Consider the following 20,088-nt stretch of genomic DNA (forward strand, 5'->3'; position numbering starts at 1 on the left):
TGCTGGATGCCGTCCGGGCGGCGGGTGGTGCCCTGCCCGTCGCCCGGACGGTCCTGGCCGAGACCGCCCGGCGCACCGACGAGCTGTTGGCCGCCCTGCCCGATCCCGAACGGCGCTCGGAGGAGCAGCGGGCAGCTGCCCTGAAGGCGGTCGAGGCCGCGCGCACCGTGCGTGCCGCCTTCCTCGACGCCCACACGGACGCGGTCTACGACGAGCTGACCGACGGCCGCAGCGGTCACCTCAGGATCGAGGAACTCGTTCGGGTCGCCGCAGCGGTCTTCCCCGGGCTGGTGCCCACGGACGAACGGCTGGCCGCCGAACGTGACCGGCCGCAGGCGGCCAAGGAGGGGCACGAGATCGACCAAGGCCTGTTCCTCGGCCGCATCCTGGGCTCCCCCAGGTCCGGCCCGCATCTGCTCGACGCGATGCTGCGCCCGACTCCGCGCGCCCTGGCCCTGCTGCCGGACTTCCGGGCGAACGGCTGGGCGGATCTCGGCTCCGTGCGCCTCGAACGCACCGACGGGGTGGCACGGCTCACGATGTGCCGGGACGACTGCCTGAACGCCGAGGACGACCGGCAGATCGACGACATGGAGACCGCCGTCGACCTCGCGCTGCTCGACCCCGGCGTCGAAGTGGGGCTACTGCGCGGTGGTGTCATGACGCATCCGCGCTACCGCGGCCGACGGGTCTTCAGCGCCGGCATCAACCTGAAGTCCCTGCACGGTGGCGGCATCTCCCTCGTCGACTTCCTGCTGCGCCGGGAGCTCGGCTACATCCACAAGATCTGGCGGGGCCTGCTGGACGACTCCAGCGCGCACTGGTCGTCCCGAACCGTCGAGAAGCCCTGGGTGGCCGCTGTGGACACCTTCGCCATCGGTGGCGGTACCCAGCTCCTGCTGGTCTTCGACCGGGTGCTGGCCGCCTCGGACGCCTTCCTCAGCCTCCCCGCGGCCAAGGAGGGGATCATCCCCGGGGCCTCCAACTTCCGGCTCGCCCGCCGGGCCGGCAGCCGGCTGGCCCGGCAGGTGATCCTGGACGGCCGTCGGATCTGGGCAAGCGAGCCGGACGCCCGGCTCCTGGTCGACGAGGTGCACGAGCCGGAGGACCTCGACGCCGCGATCGAGCGGAGCCTCGGCCGGCTGCGCGGACCGGCAGTGCTGGCGAACCGGCGGATGCTGAACCTGGTGGAGGAGAACGTCGACGAGTTCCGCCGCTACATGGCCGAGTTCGCCGTCCAGCAGGCCCTGCGGCTGTACAGCTCCGACGTGCTGGACAAGGTCGGCCGCTTCACGCTCGCAGCCCCGCCACGAGGTGCGCAGTGAACGGGGACGAGCGCCCTCGTGTCCGGTACGAGAAGAAGGACCACGTCGCGCGGATCACGCTCGACCGTCCCGCCGTCCTCAACGCGATGGACCTGCGGATGCACGAGGAACTCGCGGCGGTGTGGGACGACGTCGAGTCCGACGACGAGATCCGGGTCGCGGTGCTGACCGGTGCCGGTCATCGCGCCTTCTCGGTCGGCCAGGACCTGCGCGAGCGGTCCCGGCTGGACGAGCAGGGCGTGCCCCGGACCAGCTTCGGCAGTCGCGGCCAGCCCGGCTGGCCACGACTGACCGAGCGGTTCCGGCTGTCCAAGCCCGTGCTGGCCCGGGTCGACGGCTACGCGCTGGGCGGAGGGTTCGAACTCGCCCTCGCCTGTGACCTGATCGTCGCCTCGGACCGGGCCGTCTTCGCCCTGCCGGAAGCCCGGCTCGGCCTGGTACCGGGTGCGGGCGGCGCCTTCCGACTCGCCCGGCAGGTGCCGCTCAAGGCCGCGATGGGGTACCTGCTGACGGGACGGCGGATGACCGCGGCCGAGGCACTGCGCTTCGGCTTGGTCAACCAGGTCGTACCGGCCGAGGAACTCGACGACTGCGTCGCCGAATGGACCGCGGACCTGCTGCGCAGTGCACCGCTGGCGGTGCGGGCGATCAAGGAGGCGGTGATGCGTTCGGTGGACATCCCGCTGGAGGAGGCGTTCTCCGCCTCGTACGAGTGGGAGCGGCGTCGTCGGCACAGCGAGGACGCGGTCGAGGGGCCGCGGGCGTTCGCCGAAGGGCGCTCGCCCCGCTGGCTGGGACGCTGAGGTCGTCAGGTTCGGCCGTGGTCGCGGGTCCGCGGCGTCGCTCGATCGGAGCGACGCCGCGGACGTGCGCGAGCGGGTGAATAGGGTGGGGGTGATGGTGTCGGCGCGTACTCATGGAGAAGCTGTTGAATTCGACCTCTGTCCCTGCTGGCGGCCTTCTTCCGATCGGGGTCATCGGGCTCGGTGACATCGCGCAGAAGGCGTACCTGCCGGTTCTGGGCGGATTGCCGGGGCTGGACGTGCGGTTGATGACCCGGGACGGGGCGAAGCTGCACCGGATCGGGGACGGGTACCGGATCGCGGCCGAGAAGCGGTTCACCGATCTCGGGGAGTTGATCGACAGCGGCATCCGGGCGGCGTTCGTCCATGCCGCGACCAGCCAACACGTGCCGATCGTCGAGCAGTTGCTGACAGCCGGCGTGGACGTGTACGTGGACAAGCCGCTGGACCACACCCTGGACGGCTCGCGCAAGCTGGTCGACCTGGCCGACCGTACGGGCCGTTCGCTGATGGTCGGGTTCAACCGGCGCCACGCGCCCGGCTACGCGCAGGCGCTGGAGCGCCCCCGCGACCTGATCGTGCTGCAGAAGAACCGCGAGGGCCTCGCCGAGGCCGCTCGGACGCTGGTCTTCGACGACTTCGTGCACGTCGTGGACACCCTGCGGTTCCTGGTCCCCGGCGAGATCGAGGACGTGGACGTCCGGGCCCGGAAGAACCGGGACGGCCTGGTGGAGCACGTGGTGCTCACGCTCGGCGGGGAGGGGTTCACCGCGCTGGGGATCATGAACCGGGTGTCCGGCTCGACCGAGGAGGTGCTGGAGGTCTCCGGCGGCGACTCCAAGCGCGAGGTGCGCAACCTGGCCGAGGTGATCGACCACCGCGGCCAGCCGACCGTGCGCCGGCGCGGTGACTGGGTGTCGGTGGCCCGCCAGCGCGGGATCGAGCAGTGCGTGCTGACCTTCCTGGACGCCGTCCGGGCGGGGAAGACCCTGGACGCCCACGACGCGCTGCGCACCCACGAGCTGTGCGAGCTGATCGTGGAACGCATCGAGGCGGTCTGACCGGCCGGGCGGGGTGCGGCGCTTCATCGGTATGTCATCGGCCGCTGCCATGGTCGTCCGGTGACCTGGGCCGACCGCGTGCCGCGACCGAGCGGGCGGGGCGGCCGACCTCATGGGGAGGATGGAATGCAAGCTCGAAGGATCGCCGCCGCCGCGGCCGGACTCCTGCTGACGCTCGGGCTGACGGTGGCTCAGGGTGCCACCGCACAAGCGGCCACCACGCGGGTGACCGCTCCGTGCGAGGGCACCTACACGATCGTCGTCGGGGGCACCGGCAGCTCGTGGAACAACGACGGCTTCCGCGGCAACATCCAGCAGCACGTCGGGTACCCCACCCAGATCCCCAACGGCGCCAGCACGCGGGCGGGAGTCAACGAGCTGAACCGGCTGGTCCGCGACCAGCGCGCCGCGTGTCCGGGCCAGCACGTCAAGATGGCCGGGTACTCCCTGGGCGCCGGGGTGGTGCACGTCTGGGTCACCGAGAACTGGCAGACCTTCGACAACGTCAACGCCATCCTGATCGCCGACCCCAAGCGCCAGGGCCCTCCCGGAGCCAACGGCGGCGCGGTGCCCTTCGGCGGCATCATCGGGGCGCCGCTCGCCGGCGCCGACCGGTTCTTCGGCAACGTGCCGGTCAAGACGATCTGCCACTGGGACTACGTCTGCGACGAGTCCGCCGGCATCTGGACCTACCCGGCCAACCACGTCAACAACTACCCCGAAGACTTCAACATGGACCACCACAACGACAGCGCCAACGAGCAGTGGTACAACGGCGCCTGGTACCCGGCGAGTTGGTAGTCGTCGGGCGCCCGTCGGCCCGGTCCCGATGACGCGCTCCCGCGCCACCCGCCCGGGGCGGGGAGCGCGTCATCGGGATGTCATCCCCGTTCCCTAGTGTGGCCGCGTACAGACAAGACACTGGACCGGCAGGGAGAGGACGGACCGATGGCGCTGAGCGCATTCGAACGGGAGGGGCCCGCGCGGAGGGGGCCCGGGCGGAGGGGACTCAAGGCGAGGCTGGCCGTGGCGGTCATCGCCGTCGTGCCGCTGCTGGGCACGACGGCGGCCGCCGGATCACCGGCCGCCGCACCCGGGCCGGACAAGCCGACGATCCGCTACACCGAGTACGGCATCCCGCACATCATCGCCGCCGACCTGGCGGGGCTGGGGGAGGGATACGGGTACGCCGCGGCCAAGGACAACATCTGCACCCTGGCCGACACCTATCTGATGGTCAACGCCCAGCGGTCCCGCTACCTGGGCCCCGACGGCAAGGCGAGCCCCGGCCAGAACCAGAACAGCACCACCAACCTCAACAGCGACCTGTACTTCCAGCGCATCAACGACAACCGCGTGGTGGAGGGGCTGATCGACCAGCCCGCGCCCAAGGGCCCGGAGCCGGAGGTCAAGGAGGCCATCCGCGGCTACGTCCAGGGGTACAACCGGTACCTGGCCGAGACCGGCGTGAACAACATCTCCGACCCGGCCTGCCGCGGCGCGGCCTGGGTGCGGCCGATCACCGAGCTCGACGTCTACCGGCACGCGCACGCCGAGATCATCATGGGCAGCGCCGATCCGCTGGTGGACGGCGAGGTGAACGCCGCACCCCCGGGGGCGTCGGCTGCCGCCCAGTCGGGTGGCGCCCAGCCCGCGCTCTCCCCGGAGGAGACCGGCAACCGGATCCGCGAGGCGATGGCCGCCGCCCGCCAGCAGGGCGGCATGGGCAGCAACGCCCTCGCCGTGGGCTCCCAGGGGGTCTCCGGCGGCACCAGCATGCTGCTCGCCAACCCGCACTTCCCCTGGCAGGGCAAGAACCGGATGTGGCAGGCCCAGTTGACCATCCCGGGGCGGTTCAACGTCTCCGGGGCCAGCCTGCTCGGCCTGCCCGCCGTGAACATCGGGCACAACGACGACGTCGCCTGGACCCACACCGTCGCCACGGTGGCCCCGTTCGGACTGTTCGACGTCCAGGTGGACCCGCTGCACCCGACCAACTACCTGGTGGACGGCACCTGGCAGCCGATGACCTCGCAGCAGGTCGGCGTCGACGTGCTGAACCCGGACGGCTCCCTCGGCAGGGTCACCAGGACCCTCTGGTCCACCCGGTACGGCCCGATCACCACCTCGATCATGGGCATCCCGCTGCCCTGGGTGGTGAGCGCGCACGCGGTGCGCGACGCGAACATGGACAACCTGCGGGCGTTGAACACCTGGTTCCACCTCGACCAGGCCAAGGACGTCAACGACGTGGTGAACTCCCTGGAGACCACGGAGGGCGTCCCCTTCTTCAACACCGTCGCCTCGGACCGCAAGGGCAACGCGCTCTACGCGGACATCCAGGCCGCCCCGAACATCACCGACGCCCACGCGCAGTCCTGCCTCACCCTGACGGGTCAGGTGCTGTTCAACCAGCAGCTGCGGCTGCCCAACGTGCCGCCGGTCTCCATCTTCGACGGCAAGCGCAGCGAGTGCGACTGGCCGAACGACCCGAACGCGGTCGCGCCCGGACTGCTGGACCCGCACGCGCAACCACGCCTGATCCGCTCCGACTTCGTGGGCAACGCCAACGACAGCGCCTGGCTGGCCAATCCCGAGCAGCCGCTGTCCTTCCCCCGCGTGATGGGCGACACCGGGCAGCCGCGCTCGCTCCGCACCCAGGAGCTGATCCTGACCGCGCAGAACCGGATCAACGGCAACGACGGCCTGCCGGGCCGGGGATTCACGCCGGAGAACATGCGGCAGCTGCTGTTCGCCGACAACAGCAGGGCGGCCGACCTGGCCCTCAACGCCACGGTGAGCGCCTGCCAGGGAGCGCCGTTCGGGCTCGTCCTGGTGGACGGCAACCTGGTCAACATCAGTGAGGCGTGCCCGATCCTGGCCGCCTGGAACCACAAGTACACGGCGGACAGCCGGGGTTCCTGGCTGTTCGAGAACTTCTGGTTCTTCCTGACCAACGGGCAGGCGATCGAGAAGCTGCCGTGGCGGGTCCCCTTCGATCCCAAGGACCCGGTGCACACGCCCAATTCGCTGGACGCCGGGAACGACAGCGTCCGCAACTCGCTCGCCCGGGCCGTCCTCGCGCTGCGCAACGCGGGCATCGCCTTGAACGCGCCGCTGTCGGACGTCCAGAAGGTCACCCGCAACGGCGAGCAGATCCCGATCCACGGCTCGATCCACGAGCTGGGCGTGCTGAACGTGGTCACGCCCGGCACGGTCGACGGCAAGTTCGACATCACCTTCGGCTCCAGCTTCATCCAGGAGACCAGGTTCACCGCCGACGGCCCGCCCGAGTCCGCTTCCGTACTGGCCTACTCCCAGTCGGCCAACCCGAACTCGCCCCACTACGCCGACCAGACCAAGCTGTTCTCGGCCGGCCAGTGGGTGACCGAGCGGTACACGGAGGACCAGATCGCGGCCTCACCGGCGCTGGAGGTCAAGGTCCTCGGCTGAGGCCGCGCCGCGCACCACGACGACCACGAGGGGGAACACCGTGACGAGGACACTTCACCGCCGGCGAACGGTGGTGGCCCTGCTGGCCGCCGTCGTCGGCTTCGTCGGGACGGCCACCACGGCCGCTCCCGCCGCTCCGGCCGCTCCGGCCCGAGCCGCCGGCCCGGGCGCGCCGCCGAGGATGACGGACGGGTTCGGCCTGACCCAGGTCGACTCGACCGTGGGCGGTCCCACCGACTTCTACCTCACCGTGACCACGCCCGAGGTCACGGGCAAGCACCACATCAAGATCATCCTGCCGAGCGGCTACTACGACGACCCGGCCCGGCGCTACCCCGTGCTGTACTTCCTGCACGGATCGCCCGACGACCCGATCCAGCAGAACTACCCGGCGCTGACCACCTCCAACGCGATGATCACCGTCATCCCGGACGGCGGCGCCCGCGGCTGGTACGCGAACTGGCTGAACCAGAACACCCGACTCGGGGCCCAGAACTGGGAGAACTTCCACCTCAACCAGGTGATCCCGTTCATCGACGCGAACCTGCGGACCATCCCCACCAAGAAGGGCAGGGCCGTCGCCGGGGTCTCGATGGGCGGGTTCGGCGCCCTCCACTACGCCCAGGACCACCCCGAGCTGTTCAGCCAGACCGCGTCCCTGTCGGGGGACATCGACCTGTCGGTCGACTCCATGGACCTGCGGCTGGCCGTCGTCGCCTCCCTCATCGACGGGCAGGGCGCGATCTGCGGCTCGGCCTCCGGGTTCTGCGACCCCGACAACGATCCCTACAAGCCGGGCGTGGACAGTGACGCCCTGTTCGGCTCGCCCTACCCGGTGTTCAACGCGGACTGGCGGTGGAACGAGGCCGACCCGTCCCAGCACATGGACAAGCTCGCCGGCGTCGGGGTCTCCATCTACGTGGGCAACGGCCACGGCTCGCCCACCGACCTGGAGTTCTGGCTCGAAGGCGCCTCCAAGCACGTCAAGGACCACATGGACGCCCTGGGCATGCCCTACTACTACGTCGACTACGGCGACGGCTCCGCCTGGGGCAGCCAGTGCAACGGCGGCCACAACGGCGGCTGCTGGGAACAGGACCTCCGGGACCTGATCCCCCGGCTGGAGCGGGCCTTCGCCTCCTGACCGCGTCACGGCGCTCGGGGTCCCACCGGACTCCATCAGGCTCCATCGGGCTCCACCGGGCAACCGTCCCGGTGGAGCCCGTCGTCCGACCGGTCAGTGTGCGGGTCCGGTGCGGACCGGGCCCGCCTGGGCGCCGCGCAGGATCAGCTGACGGGTGCGCCGCAGCACCGGACTCGGCGGCACCCCCAGGTCGTCGGCGAGCCGACGGCGCGTGCGGTCGAACACGGCCAGTGCGTCGGCCTGGCGGCCGCTGCGGTGCAGCGCGTCCATCAGCATCGCCGCCACCGGCTCGTTCAGCGGGTGCTCGGCGGACAGCGCGACCAGCTCCGCGATCGCCCCGGCGAGCTGGCCCAGCGCCAGCCGCCACCGCGACCGCCGCTGGGCGACGGTGATCCGGCGCTCGGTCAGTCGCACCCGCTCCAGTTCGGCGAGCGGGCCGGGCAGTCCGGCCAGCGGCTCGCCGCGGAACAGGTCCAGCGCCTGGGAACAGAGGCGGACCGCCTCGGGCAGATCGCCCGCCCGGTGAGCCGTACCGGCGGCGCCGACCAGCGCCTCCAGGTCGGCCAGGTCCACCTCGGTGGCGCCGACCGCCAGGCGGTAGCCGTACCGGTCGTGCTCGACCACCGAGCCCGGGCAGTCCCCGATCCGCAGGGTCTTGCGCAGCCGGTAGACGTGGACGGGCACCACGTTGGTGACCGGCGGCTCCGAGCCCCACACGCCGTCGAGCAGCTCCTGTCGGCTGACGGTCCGTCCCCGGTGCAGCGCCAGCGCCGCCAGTACGGCCTGCTGGCGCAGGTGCCCGAGGTCCAGGGGTCGTCCGTCGTGCCAGGCCCGCAGCGGTCCGAGGACGGAGATCCGCACCTTCGGACCGGCCGTCCGGCCGCCGGTGCCCCGCGGCACCGGGTCCGCGCCCCGGGTGCGGGGGCCGCGGCCGGGGGCGACGAGTCCGCAGTCGAAGGCGTGGACGATGGCGGCGGCCCGGTCGCGCAGCCCGAGCTTCCCGAGGATCCGCGCCAGGTGCCCGGCCACGACCTCCTCGGAGACGCCGAGGGCGGCGGCGATCTCGTCGTCCCGCAGGCCGCAACCGACCGCGTGGAGCACCTCGCGCTCCTGCTGCCCGAGGAGGGCGGTGCTCGGCTGGACGGTGGTGGCGCTCGGCCGGGTGGTGGTGGCGGTCGACGGCATCACTGCTCCCTGCACTCCGGGCCCGCCGGTCCGGCGGACGCCGTCGACAAGCTAGCCGGGGCGCGGTGGGCCCGGAATCCGGAACGATCCGGAGGAGTGCGCGGAGCGGTCCGCGCCGGTTCTCGGCGATCCGCGCCGGTCCCCGCAGCGGTCCGCCGTGCAGGTCAGGGGCAGTCGGCGAGGGTGGGGCGGTCCTTGGTGCGGACGGCGGGGAGCCAGGCGGTGGCGGCGGGGCCGGGGAGGCGGACGCGGTACCAGAGGGTGGAGGTACGGTCCTCCTCGTCGATGATGGGCAGGCCGGTGGCGAGTTGGCAGTCGGCGTCGAGGGTGTCGTCGTGCCAGACGCGGGTGGGGACGACGTTCTCGGCGGTGTAGGGGCGCCGCGGGTCGATGGCGAGGCCCAGGCTGCACCCCGGGTCGCGGTCGGTGCGGTCCTGGCAGCTGCGTTCGGCGTTGAAGACCCGGATCCGGCCGGCGTGTCCGGTCCGGTCGGAGTGCGGCCAGAGGGCGGAGACGGTGGCGGTGGCCGCGGCGCAGGCCGCGAGGGCGAGCAGGCCGGCGCGCACGCGCGCGCGGCTCCGGCGGCGCGGTCGGCGGCCGGCCTGGTGGGCGCGGATCCGGGCGAGCAGGCTCTCGGCGGTGTGCGGGGCGCGGGCGGCGTGGGTGGGGGCGAGGCAGTCGGCGGCGAGGGCGCGCCAGAACGGGGGGACGTCGGGGGCCAGCCGCAGGGCGGCGCGGCCCTCGGCGTACTGCTGGGCGGCGGCGCTGCGGGCGGTGGGGGTGGCGCCGGGGAAGGGCGGGACGCCGGCGGCGAACACCTCGTGGACCACGATGCCGAGCGCCCAGATGTCGGCGGTGGCGCGGATCTTGACCCCGTGCTCGCCGAGCGGCTCCTTCCAGCGTTCCGGCGGGAGGTAGTCGGGGGTGCCCATGGGGGCGCAGTGGCCGTGGGTGCCGGTGAGTTCGATGGCGAGGCCGAAGTCGGACAGGCGCACCTCGCCGTCGCGGCCGATGAGGACGTTCTCGGGCTTGAGATCGGTGTGGACCCAGCCGGAGCGGTGGAGGTGGGCCAGGCCCTCGCAGATACCGGCGATGATCCGGCCGCCCCGGTCCTCGTCGACGCCGGTGGCGAGCAGGTCGCGCAGGGTGCACCGGGCGCGTTCCATGACCAGGACGATCGCGCCGTCGAGCGCGGGGCGGTCGGGGGCGGTCAGGGTGAGGGTGTCGAGCAGCGGGACCAGCCGGGGGTGCGGGGCGGTGCGGGCCAGCTCGATCTCGCGGCGGGCGGTTTCGGCGACGTTGCGGGCCTGGCGGGGGGCGAGTCCGGCGGTCGGCAGCACCTTGAGCGCGACCGTGTCGTCCACCTCCGGCGCGCCCTCCGGTTCGGACCGGGTGGCTCGGCGGGCGGCGTAGACCGTCGCCCAGCCGCCTTCGCCGATGGGTTCGACGACGGTCCACTCGCCGACCCGGTGGCCGGCCGGCAGCAGTTCCTCGCCGTCCCCGTGGAAGGCCGGGGCGTGCGGCATCGCGGTCCCTCCCTACCGTCCGGGCTCGGCGGCTTCGGGGCGTGGCAGTAGCGCGAGGTGCTCCTCGCGGACGATGCCGAACTTCAGGGCGAGTCCGACCACCGCCTCGCGCTTGCCGTTGCGGCGCTCCGTGCGGTCCGTGCCGTCGGGCACGTCGATGCGGAGCTTCTCGTCGGCGAGGTAGTCGATGTGCGAGCTGACCGCGCGGGCGGTGAGCCGGCCGCAGGCCGGGTGGCCGCGAAGCCGCGCGACCACTTGGGGGGTGGTGGGTACGGCGGCGGGGGAGCGGTCGCGCAGCCACGGTTCGCAGAGCGCGACCAGGACCAGGAAGTAGGTGGCGGTCTCGTCCAGGGAGTACGCCGTCATGGTGCGGCTCTCCCAGGAGCCGACGCGGGCGTGCGGGTCCAGGTAGACGTGGTCGGGCGCGAACACCTGGAAGGACAGCGGCGTCTCGCGCCGCGAGGGCAGCACCACCCGGGAGAACTCGAACGGGATCGGTGCGCCGATCCGCCGGGGCGGCACCCGCAGGTACTCGCCGGCGCCCTCCGGGTTCTCCACCAGGTAGGCGTGGGTGTTGCTGAGGTTGCTCAACTGCCAGTGGTCGTCGGTCGCGTGGATCTCGCCGGCGAGCCGGGAGACCGTCTCGTCGCCGAGCCGGAGCTCCACCGGCGTGGTGGCGGAGCCGCGGCCGAAGCGCGCCCGCTCTCCCGGACCGAGCCGCAGGGTGACCGCCTCGTCGCCGCTCCCCTCCGGCAGATGGACGAGAATCCCGCTCACCATTCCTCCGTCCCGCGCACCGCTCCCCCGTTTCGCCTGCCGGCCCTTGCCGGACGGACGAACGTTACCTCTTTGAGCATGACAATAAACCGTATGGTGGTGCAGGCCACTTGACGGCGAGGTCGTGGAGGCGGACGCGGAACGGCCTGCGGGCGGGAGCACGAGTGCTCCCGCCCGCAGGTGACTACTGCTCTGATCAGTTGACGGCCGGTCCGGCGGTGGTGTTGAGCCAGGCCCAGTCGGACCAGGTGGAGAAGCCGGTCTGCCATTTGTGGTAGACGCCGGCGCTGCTGGCGCCGAAGACCTCGATCCGTCCGTCGGCGTTGGCGGTGGCGAAGATCTCGGTGCCGCCGCTGCCGAAGGTGTCCCACTGGCCGTAGGGCGCGTTCACTCCGGTCTGCCAGATGTGCTGCGCGGTCGTGCCGTTGATGGCGAACGCCTCCACCCGGCCGTCCGGCGAACGCTCACTGCTGATCCTGGCGTCGGCCGGTCCGCCGGCTGCCTCCCAGTCGGACCAACTGGTGGGGCTGGTCTGGTACTTGTGGAAGATTCCGGCTGGGCCGGAGGCGAGGACTTCGAGGCGTCCGTCCTGGTTGTGGTCGACGGTGAGGGCGTGTCCGCCGCCGCCGAAGGTTTCCCAGCTGGACCAGCCGCCGTTGACGGCGGTCTGCCATTGGTGTTGGAAGGTGGTGGTGTTGAGGGCGAAGACTTCGAGTCGGCCGTCGGGGGCCTTGCCGAGTCGGACCTCGCTGTCGGCGGGGCCGCCGCCGGCTGTCTCCCAGTCGGACCAGCCGCTGTTGGGTGCGGTCTGGTACTTGTGGAAGATTCCGACCGGGCCCGAGGCGATGACTTCCAGTCGGCCGTCCTGGTTGGTGCCGACGGCGAGGTCGTGTCCGCCGCCGCCGAAGGTCTCCCAGTTCGACCAGGTGCCGGAGGGCTGGAGCTGGTAACGGTGTTGGAGGGTGCTGCCGTTGAGCGCGAAGACCTCCAGTCGTCCGTCCGCGTCCGGGCCGATGGCCAGCCGTGCGCTGCCGGGGCCGCCGAGGGACTCCCAGTCCGACCAGGCTCCGTTCACCGCCGTCTGCCAGGCGTGCGAGACGCCGTTGGCGCCGGCGGCGAACAACTCCAGGCGGCCGTCCGCCGACCGTGTGGCCACCACCCGGCCGGACTTCGCCGGATACACCAACGGCGCCGGGCCGGGGTCGTGATGGCCGAGCCGGTCCACGGCGGCCTGCGCCGCGCCCAGGTAGCGCTGGTGCGCGCCCTGGTTGTAGGTCGACCAGGGCTGCCAGTTGGTGCCGCCGTTGGAGATGCGGTACGCCGCGTTGGCGTTGCACTGGGCGTCGAAGGCGCAGGCGTCGCTGACCTCGGGGTGCCAGTAGTCGTTGATCTCCCACAGGCCGCGGTCGCGGGACGGCGGGGTGTTGTTCTGGACGTTGGACGCCAACGGGTTGCAGCTGGACTCGGCCATGCCGACGGCGATCGCGGTCACCAGGGCGTCGCCCCGGAAGCCGGCCTCGTACCCGACCTCGGCGCACAGGTCGATGCCGGTGGCGGCCGGCGCGGGTGTGGCTCCGGCCGTCAGGCCCGCCGCCACGCCCAGCGAGACGACCGTGGACAGCAGGACGCGGTGCGGCGCCCGGCGGGCGCGTGGTGTGCTGGTCACGTGTGGCTTCCCCCTCAGTTGACGGCCGGTCCGGCGGTGGTGTTGAGCCAGGCCCAGTCGGACCAGGTGGAGAAGCCGGTCTGCCATTTGTGGTAGACGCCGGAGCTGCTGGCGCCGAAGACCTCGATCCGTCCGTCGGCGTTGGCGGTGGCGAAGATCTCGGTGCCGGCGCTGCCGAAGGTGTCCCACTGGCTGTACGGGGCGTTCAGGTTGGTCTGCCAGGTGTGCTGCGCGGTGCTGCCGTTGATGGCGAAGACCTCGACGCGGCCGTCCGCGGTCGGCTGGCTGGTGATCCTGGCGTCGGCCGGTCCGCCGGCTGCCTCCCAGTCGGACCAACTGGTGGGGCTGGTCTGGTACTTGTGGAAGATTCCGGCTGGGCCGGAGGCGAGGACTTCGAGGCGTCCGTCCTGGTTGTGGTCGACGGTGAGGGCGTGTCCGCCGCCGCCGAAGGTTTCCCAGCTGGACCAGCCGCCGTTGACGGCGGTCTGCCATTGGTGTTGGAAGGTGGTGGTGTTGAGGGCGAAGACTTCGAGTCGGCCGTCGGGGGCCTTGCCGAGTCGGACCTCGCTGTCGGCGGGGCCGCCGCCGGCTGTCTCCCAGTCGGACCAGCCGCTGTTGGGTGCGGTCTGGTACTTGTGGAAGATTCCGACCGGGCCCGAGGCGAATACCTCGAGTCGGCCGTCCTGGTTGGTGCCGACGGCGAGGTCGTGTCCGCCGCCGCCGAAGGTCTCCCAGTTCGACCAGGCGCCGGAGGGCTGGAGCTGGTAACGGTGTTGGAGGGTGCCGCCGTTGAGCGCGAAGACTTCGAGTCGGCCGTCCGCGTCCGGGCCGATGGCGAGCCGTGCGCTGCTGGGGCCGCCGAGGGACTCCCAGTCCGACCAGGCGCCGTTGACCGTCGTCTGCCAGGCGTGCGAGACGCCGTTGGCACCGGCGGCGAACAACTCCAGCCGGCCGTCCGCCGAGCGTGTGGCCACCACCCGGCCGGACTTCGCCGGATACACCAACGGCGCCGGGCGGGGGCCGGATCCGGGCGTGCAGGGCATGGCGACGCCGCGGTCCGCGAGGTAGGGGATCGGGTCGGTGCGCACGGTCGCGTCGGCGTCGGCCCAGACCCGCAGGTGCAGGTGCGGGCCGCTGGACTCGCCCTCGCTGCCCATCAGGGCGATCTGCTGACCGGCCGTCACATGGTCGCCGGCGACCACGTCCCGCTCGCGCATGTGGCCGTACTCGGTGATGGTCCCGTCGGGGTGCAGGATGCGGATCCACTGGCCGTAGCCCTGTGCCGGTCCGGAGGCCACCACCTGGCCTTCGCCGACCGCGTAGATCGGGGTGCCGTAATCGTTGGCGATGTCGATGCCGTTGTGCTCCGGGGTGTAGCCCTGGGAGATGTACCCGGCGGCGGGGCAGGAGGCCGCGAACCCGGCGACCACGGCGGGGGTGGCTTCGGCGGGGGAGGTCGGCACGGTGACCGGCAGCAGCAGGGAAGCGGTGGCCAGGGCCAGGCGCGAAGCGCGGCGGGAGAGGGAGGGGAACACCGGGGTGCCCCTCACGCCTTGCGCAGGCGGTCGATGATGCCGTTGCCGGCCGCCGCGGCGGGCCTCGCCGACGCCAACCGGCCCGCGGTGCCGAGCGCCAGTGCGGCGCCGAGCCCGCCGACGGACTTGAGGATGCCGCTACGGGTGGGGTGGTGCGCGGTCAACGTGACCTCCTGGGAACGCGTGACGGCGATCCGTCCGGACCGCCCGGTGTCGAGCGGTTGGGACGGTAGCCACGCGCCGCGCGGCGCAGAACCCGGAACCATACGGACTGACAGGAGCGGACCAGGCGTACTCGCGCCGCCGCCACGAGCTGTCGCGCTGGTCGTGGAGCGGATGAGGCGGAAGCGGGGGAACGCGGAGCCGAGATGGGTCCGGAGTAAGCCGTGAGCCCGCGGCTATAGTGCCTTCGCTGCCGGTGATCACCGGCAGCGAAGGCCTTTGCGGACCACGGGGGACGGCATGGAGTACCGGATCGAGCGGATCGGCGGGGAGGACTGGCAGCGGCTGCGCACCATCCGGCTGGCCCAACTCCTCGACACCCCCATGGCGTTCGGCGAGCCCTACGAGTACGCGCAGCTACAGCGCGAGGGCAACTGGCGGGCCCGCACGGACTGGCTGAACGAACCCGGCCGGATCGGCCTGGTCGCCGTGGACGAGACCGACCAGTGGGTCGCCACCATGCTGGCGACCCCCAGCATCAAGGCCGAGACCGTCGACCTGATCGGCGTCTGGGTCGACCCGGCGCACCGCGGCCGCGACCGCGGCGTCGCCGACGCCCTGCTGGACGCCGTCATCGCCTGGGCCAGGGACGGCGGCGCCAGGTGGATGCTGCTCGGTGTGCACGAGGCCAACCACCGCGCCGCCGCCTTCTACCGGCGGCGCGGCTTCACGTACACCGGCGGCGAGACGCCGTACGTGCTGGACGAGGACGCCAGGATCCTGGAGATGCGCCTCCCGCTCGGATAGCGCCCGTCAGCCGGTCACGTACTCCGCCAGGTGCTCGCCGGTCAGCGTCGAGCGAGCGGCCACCAGCTCGGCCGGCGTGCCCTCGAAGACCACCCGGCCGCCGTCGTGCCCGGCGCCCGGGCCGAGGTCGATGATCCAGTCCGCGTGCGCCATGACCGCCAGGTGGTGCTCGATCACGATCACCGACTTGCCGGAGTCCACCAGCCGGTCCAGCAGGCCGAGCAACTGCTCGACGTCCGCCAGGTGCAGACCGGTGGTCGGCTCGTCCAGGACGTAGACCCCGCCCTTGTCGCCCATGTGGGTGGCCAGCTTCAGCCGCTGCCGCTCACCGCCGGACAGCGTGGTCAGCGGCTGCCCGAGGCTCAGGTAGCCGAGGCCGACGTCGGCGAGCCGCTCCAGGATCCGGTGCGCGGCCGGCAGCTTCGCCTCCCCGGCGCCGAAGAACTCCTCCGCCTCGGTCACCGACATCGCCAGCACCTCGCTGATGTCCCGGCCGCCCAGCCGGTACTCCAGCACCGAGGCCTGGTAGCGCCTGCCCTCGCAGTCCTCGCAGGTGCTGGCCACCCCGGCCATCATCGCCAGGTCGGTGTAGACCACGCCGGCGCCGTTGCAGGTCGGGCAGGCGCCCTCCGAGTTGGCGCTGAACAGGGCCGGCTTCACGTCGTTCGCCTTGGCGAAGGCCTTGCGGATCGGGTCGAGCAGCCCGGTGTAGGTGGCCGGGTTGCTGCGTCGGGAGCCCTTGATCGCGCCCTGGTCGACGTACACCACGCCCTCTTCCGCCGGGATCGAGCCGTGGATCAGCGAGCTCTTCCCGGAGCCCGCGACCCCGGTGACCACGGTGAGCACCCCGAGCGGAACGTCCACGTCCACGTCCCGCAGGTTGTGGGTGTCCGCGCCGCGGATCGCCAGCTTGCCGGTGGGCGTGCGGACCGTCTCCCGCAGCGCCGCCCGGTCCGCCAGGTGGCGGCCGGTCACGGTGCCGCTGTCGCGCAGCCCGGCCACGCTGCCCTCGAAGCAGACCGAGCCGCCCGCCGCACCGGCTCCCGGGCCGAGGTCCACCACGTGGTCGGCGATCGCGATGGTCTGCGGCTTGTGCTCCACCACCAGCACCGTGTTGCCCTTGTCCCGCAGCCGCAGCAGCAGGTCGTTCATCCGGCTGATGTCGTGCGGGTGCAGGCCGGTGGTGGGCTCGTCGAAGACGTACGTGGTGTCGGTGAGCGAGGAGCCCAGGTGCCGGATCATCTTGACCCGCTGCGCCTCGCCGCCGGAGAGGGTGCCGGAGGGGCGGTCCAGGGAGAGGTAGCCGAGGCCGATCTCCACGAAGGAGTCCAGCACCTGCTGGAGCGCGGTGAGCAGCGGCGCCACCGAGGGCTCGTCCAGCGCGCGGACCCACTCGGCGAGGTCGCTGATCTGCATCGCGCAGGCGTCGGCGATGCTCAGGCCTGCGATCTTGGACGAGCGGGCGGCCGCGCTCAGCCGGGTGCCCTCGCACTCCGGGCAGGCGGTGAAGGTGACGGCGCGCTCCACGAAGGCCCGGATGTGCGGCTGGAGGGCGTCCTTGTCCTTGGACAGCATGGACTTCTGGAGCTTGGGGATCAGGCCCTCGTAGGTGAGGTTGACCCCGTTGACCTTGACCTTGGTCGGCTCCCGGTACAGGAAGTCCTGGAGCTCCTTCTCGGTGTACCGGCGGATCGGCTTGTCCGGGTCGAGGAAGCCCGAGTTGGCGTAGACGCCGACCGTCCACCAGCTGTCCGGCTTCCAGCCCGGGATGAGGATCGCGCCCTCGGTGAGCGACCTGGTGTCGTCGTACAGCTGGGTGAGGTCGATGTCGGAGACGCTGCCCCGGCCCTCGCAGCGCGGGCACATGCCGCCGGTGATGCTGAAGCTGCGCCGCTCCTTGACCGTCTTGCCGCCGCGCTCGACGGTCACCGCGCCGGCGCCGCTGATCGAGGGGACGTTGAAGGAGTAGGCCTTGGGGGAGCCGATGTGCGGGGTGCCGAGCCGGCTGAACAGGATGCGCAGCATCGCGTTGGCGTCGGTGGCGGTGCCGACGGTGGAGCGCGGGTCGGCGCCCATCCGCTGCTGGTCGACGATGATCGCGGTGGTCAACCCTTCCAGGACGTCCACCTCGGGGCGGGCCAGGGTGGGCATGAAGCCCTGGACGAAGGCGCTGTAGGTCTCGTTGATCAACCGCTGCGACTCGGCGGCGACGGTGTCGAAGACCAGCGAGCTCTTGCCGGAGCCGGACACCCCGGTGAACACCGTCAGCCGGCGCTTGGGGATGTCGACGCTGACGTCCTTGAGGTTGTTCTCGCGGGCGCCGTGCACCCGGATCAGGTCGTGGCTGTCGGCGACGTGCGGCTCGGGCATCGTTCTCTTCGCTCCCTGGCGGTCGGGCGGGCTCTCCGGACGGATGGATCGGGGCCCGCTCCGGCCGGTGGCGGCGGGGCGGGCCCGGGCGACTCAGCGCACTTCGTTGAAGCGGACCATGTTGCCCGCCGGGTCGCGGAAGGCGCAGTCGCGGATGCCGTACGGCTGCAGGGTCGGCTCCTGCACGAGCTCGGCGCCGCCGGACTTCAGCCGGTCGAACACCCCGTCCAGGTCGGCGGTGGCGAGCACCAGCCGGGCGTACGTCCCCTTGGCCATCATCTCGGTGATGGTACGCCGCTCGTCCTCGGTGATGCCCGGGTCCGCGAACGGCGGCTCCAGCACCAGCGACACGTCGGGCTGGTCCTCGGGGCCGACGGTGATCCACCGCATCGGGCCGCCGCCGACGTCCTGGCGGACCTCGAAGCCGAGCAGGTCCCGGTAGAAGGCGAGGGAGGCCTCGGGGTCGGTGTGGGGGAGGAAGGTCCAGTGAATGGTGATGTCGTTCATGACCGCAACGCTAGGCGCGGCCCCCGGGCGGGCGCTTCTCGAATCCTGATCGGTTCCTTCCCGGTCTCCCTCGGTCTCCGCGGACGCGGCGCGTCGAGGGTGCTCGCCCGACCCCCCGATCGGGCGAGCACCCTCCACGCGCTGCTCGGCTGAGCGCCGGGCCCGCTGCTGGGGCGAGCGCCGGCCCGCTGCTCAGGCGCGGCAGCGCAGCAGCTCCAGCGGCGGGTGGGCGAGCGCGTCCGCCCAGAAGTCCTCGCCGAACTCGCGCAGGCCCTCCTCGGAGATCTGCAGCGGCACCCACTCCAGCTCACAGAACCCGGCCGCCCGCAGGGACTGCTCGTCTAACACCTTGTGACGGTACTTCGTCACTAGAACCGAGTGGGCGTGCACGGCGGATGCGCGGCATCTACCCGAATCTCCTGAATCGTGGCCATAAATGAGCTTCGGTCAGTACAGTGATCGTCATGCAGCTCCGCTACTCCTTCCGAGTGCACCCGACCGTGGGTCAGCGCAAGCGCGCAGCCCGCGTGTTCGGGTGTGCCCGGTGGTGTGGAACGCCGCTCTGGCGTTGCGGATCCCGGTGAAGGAGTCGAACAAGCTGCTCGGCAACGCGCGCGAGCGGATCGCCGAAGGCCCCTACCTGCGCATCCCGAAGAACGGCGACCTGGGCAAGCTCCTGGTCATCGAGGGCAAGCGCAACGGGCAGCCGTGGCTGTCCCAGGCCCCGGTCGGGGTGTTGCAGCAGTCTCTTCGGGATCTGGACAAGGCGTGGACGGCGCACGAGGACTCCAAGACCGGCAAACGCGCCGGACCTCTGGTCGAGCCCCCCAGGTTCAAGTCCCGCAAGGACCGCCGTCAGTCGGCACGGTTCACCAGGTCCGACCGGTGGTCGATCACCGAGGACGGCAAGCTCCGCCTGCCGAAGATCGGCGACCTCAAGGTCACCTGGTCGCGCGCCCTGCCGTCCGAGGCATCCTCGGTCACCCTGATCAAGGACGCCGCCGGACACTGGTTCGCCTCCTTCGTGGTGGACACCGACCCGACCGACGACCTGTCAGCCATGCCGGACACCGTGGCCGAGATCGGAATCGACCTGGGACTGACCCACTACGCGATCCTGTCCAACGGGCAGAAGATCAAGAACCCGCGCTGGCTGCGCCGGGCGGAGAAGAAGATCAAGCGGGCGCAGCGTGAGCTGTCCCGCAAGCAGGACACGTCGAAGAACCGGGACAAGGCCAGGGTCAAGGTCGCCCGTGCGCACGCGCACGCGGCGAACGCCCGCAAGGACTGGCAGCACAAGCCCTCCACCAAGCTGATCAGCGAGAATCAAGCGATCACCGTGGAGACCCTGGGAGTGCTCGGTCTCGCGCGGTCCCGCAACGCCAAGTCCGTGAACGACGCCGGATGGGGCCAGTTCGTCCTCATGCTGGAGTACAAGGCGATCCGGTACGGGCGCGAGCTGACCAAGGTGGCCCGGGACTTCCCCAGCACCCGACTGTGCTCGGCCTGCGGACACCGGCCCGGAAAGCTCCCGCTGCACGTGCGCTCCTGGACCTGCGGCAACTGCCAGACCCACCACGACCGCGACCACAACGCGGCCAAGAACCTGCACGACGAAGGACGGCGCCTGCGTGCAGCCGCCCGCATACCGGTGGACGTACCGGCCCCTGTCGGGTAACCGAGCAGGGTAAACGCCTGTGGATCGCTGTAAGTCCTCATCCGGTCGGCAATCGAGGGCACGCGAGCAACACCCCGCCAGGGGCCGAA

General features: G+C 71.6%; 18 protein-coding genes. 9 read left to right on the forward strand and 9 right to left on the reverse strand.

The features are described from left to right. Window positions 1–53 precede the first annotated feature (53 nt). The 6 genes from dpgC to O1G21_RS34460 all read left to right on the forward strand — a co-directional run bounded on the left by dpgC (window position 54) and on the right by O1G21_RS34460 (window position 7,786). Window positions 54–1,325 carry a (3,5-dihydroxyphenyl)acetyl-CoA 1,2-dioxygenase DpgC gene (dpgC, locus tag O1G21_RS34435; RefSeq protein WP_405000847.1) on the forward strand — a complete coding sequence of 424 codons (1,272 nt, stop codon included), beginning with the start codon at window positions 54–56 and terminating at the stop codon, window positions 1,323–1,325. Then, complete coding sequence (gene dpgD, locus O1G21_RS34440; RefSeq protein ID WP_270149262.1) at window positions 1,322–2,128, forward strand: enoyl-CoA-hydratase DpgD; 807 nt, start codon at window positions 1,322–1,324, stop codon at window positions 2,126–2,128. Before dpgC ends, dpgD begins: the two co-directional genes overlap by 4 nt. 125 nt (window positions 2,129–2,253) lie before the next feature. Continuing rightward, window positions 2,254–3,189, forward strand: a complete 936-nt coding sequence (locus O1G21_RS34445) for a Gfo/Idh/MocA family protein (protein WP_270149263.1) — start codon at window positions 2,254–2,256, stop codon at window positions 3,187–3,189. Between the two features lie 126 nt (window positions 3,190–3,315). Continuing rightward, a complete protein-coding gene (locus O1G21_RS34450; protein WP_270149264.1) occupies window positions 3,316–3,990 on the forward strand; it encodes a cutinase family protein in 675 nt (224 codons plus the stop codon). 225 nt (window positions 3,991–4,215) lie between these two features. Continuing rightward, window positions 4,216–6,642 (forward strand): penicillin acylase family protein, encoded by a 2,427-nt coding sequence (locus O1G21_RS34455; RefSeq protein WP_405000752.1) that lies wholly within the window; start codon window positions 4,216–4,218, stop codon window positions 6,640–6,642. Window positions 6,643–6,715: 73 nt separating this feature from the next. Next, window positions 6,716–7,786 (forward strand): alpha/beta hydrolase, encoded by a 1,071-nt coding sequence (locus O1G21_RS34460; RefSeq protein WP_405000848.1) that lies wholly within the window; start codon window positions 6,716–6,718, stop codon window positions 7,784–7,786. A gap of 93 nt (window positions 7,787–7,879) precedes the next feature. Here O1G21_RS34460 and O1G21_RS34465 read toward each other — a convergent pair whose 3' ends face one another. The 6 genes from O1G21_RS34465 to O1G21_RS34490 form a co-directional block, all read right to left on the reverse strand. After that, window positions 7,880–8,971 (reverse strand): BTAD domain-containing putative transcriptional regulator, encoded by a 1,092-nt coding sequence (locus O1G21_RS34465; RefSeq protein ID WP_270149267.1) that lies wholly within the window; start codon window positions 8,969–8,971, stop codon window positions 7,880–7,882. 164 nt (window positions 8,972–9,135) lie between these two features. Further along, window positions 9,136–10,497, reverse strand: coding sequence for a serine/threonine-protein kinase (locus O1G21_RS34470; protein ID WP_270149269.1), 1,362 nt, complete (start codon window positions 10,495–10,497; stop codon window positions 9,136–9,138). A 12-nt stretch (window positions 10,498–10,509) separates the two neighbouring features. Beyond that, entirely contained in the window at window positions 10,510–11,274 is a 765-nt protein-coding gene (locus O1G21_RS34475) for a serine/threonine protein kinase (RefSeq protein ID WP_405000753.1), read from the reverse strand. A gap of 196 nt (window positions 11,275–11,470) precedes the next feature. Next, on the reverse strand, window positions 11,471–12,940 hold the full coding sequence (locus O1G21_RS34480) for a hypothetical protein (RefSeq protein ID WP_270149271.1): 1,470 nt from the start codon (window positions 12,938–12,940) through the stop codon (window positions 11,471–11,473). Between the two features lie 14 nt (window positions 12,941–12,954). Further along, a complete protein-coding gene (locus tag O1G21_RS34485; protein WP_270149272.1) occupies window positions 12,955–14,475 on the reverse strand; it encodes a peptidoglycan DD-metalloendopeptidase family protein in 1,521 nt (506 codons plus the stop codon). An 11-nt stretch (window positions 14,476–14,486) separates the two neighbouring features. Then, complete coding sequence (locus O1G21_RS34490) at window positions 14,487–14,639, reverse strand: hypothetical protein (protein WP_270149274.1); 153 nt, start codon at window positions 14,637–14,639, stop codon at window positions 14,487–14,489. A 298-nt stretch (window positions 14,640–14,937) separates the two neighbouring features. Here O1G21_RS34490 and O1G21_RS34495 point away from each other — a divergent pair, with 298 nt between their 5' ends. Next, a complete protein-coding gene (locus O1G21_RS34495; RefSeq protein WP_270149275.1) occupies window positions 14,938–15,444 on the forward strand; it encodes a GNAT family N-acetyltransferase in 507 nt (168 codons plus the stop codon). A 6-nt stretch (window positions 15,445–15,450) separates the two neighbouring features. On the opposite strand, the gene O1G21_RS34500 is transcribed toward O1G21_RS34495, so the two are convergent. From O1G21_RS34500 to O1G21_RS34510, 3 genes are all read right to left on the reverse strand, one after another. Continuing rightward, window positions 15,451–17,814 carry an excinuclease ABC subunit UvrA gene (locus O1G21_RS34500; RefSeq protein ID WP_270149276.1) on the reverse strand — a complete coding sequence of 788 codons (2,364 nt, stop codon included), beginning with the start codon at window positions 17,812–17,814 and terminating at the stop codon, window positions 15,451–15,453. Between the two features lie 93 nt (window positions 17,815–17,907). Continuing rightward, window positions 17,908–18,321, reverse strand: coding sequence for a VOC family protein (locus O1G21_RS34505; RefSeq protein WP_270149277.1), 414 nt, complete (start codon window positions 18,319–18,321; stop codon window positions 17,908–17,910). Window positions 18,322–18,513: 192 nt separating this feature from the next. Continuing rightward, window positions 18,514–18,669: a hypothetical protein gene (locus O1G21_RS34510; RefSeq protein ID WP_270149279.1), complete on the reverse strand. Its 156-nt coding sequence runs from the start codon at window positions 18,667–18,669 to the stop codon at window positions 18,514–18,516. Between the two features lie 116 nt (window positions 18,670–18,785). On the opposite strand from O1G21_RS34510, the gene O1G21_RS41875 reads away from it, so the two are divergent. Then, on the forward strand, window positions 18,786–18,905 hold the full coding sequence (locus O1G21_RS41875) for a helix-turn-helix domain-containing protein (protein ID WP_405000754.1): 120 nt from the start codon (window positions 18,786–18,788) through the stop codon (window positions 18,903–18,905). Continuing rightward, window positions 18,869–19,999, forward strand: a complete 1,131-nt coding sequence (locus tag O1G21_RS34515; protein WP_270149282.1) for an RNA-guided endonuclease InsQ/TnpB family protein — start codon at window positions 18,869–18,871, stop codon at window positions 19,997–19,999. Before O1G21_RS41875 ends, O1G21_RS34515 begins: the two co-directional genes overlap by 37 nt. The last annotated feature ends 89 nt before the right edge of the window (window positions 20,000–20,088 follow it).

It is taken from the genome of Kitasatospora cathayae, assembly GCF_027627435.1.
GTDB lineage: Bacteria > Actinomycetota > Actinomycetes > Streptomycetales > Streptomycetaceae > Kitasatospora > Kitasatospora cathayae.

Coding starts and splice junctions, on each gene's coding strand:
- O1G21_RS34500 (WP_270149276.1), bottom strand. CDS start 17,814: ATGCCCGAGCCGCACGTCGCCGACAGCCACGACCTGATCCGGGTGCAC.
- O1G21_RS34495 (WP_270149275.1), top strand. CDS start 14,938: ATGGAGTACCGGATCGAGCGGATCGGCGGGGAGGACTGGCAGCGGCTG.
- O1G21_RS34450 (WP_270149264.1), top strand. CDS start 3,316: ATGCAAGCTCGAAGGATCGCCGCCGCCGCGGCCGGACTCCTGCTGACG.
- O1G21_RS34505 (WP_270149277.1), bottom strand. CDS start 18,321: ATGAACGACATCACCATTCACTGGACCTTCCTCCCCCACACCGACCCC.
- O1G21_RS34470 (WP_270149269.1), bottom strand. CDS start 10,497: ATGCCGCACGCCCCGGCCTTCCACGGGGACGGCGAGGAACTGCTGCCG.
- O1G21_RS34465 (WP_270149267.1), bottom strand. CDS start 8,971: ATGCCGTCGACCGCCACCACCACCCGGCCGAGCGCCACCACCGTCCAG.
- O1G21_RS41875 (WP_405000754.1), top strand. CDS start 18,786: ATGCAGCTCCGCTACTCCTTCCGAGTGCACCCGACCGTGGGTCAGCGC.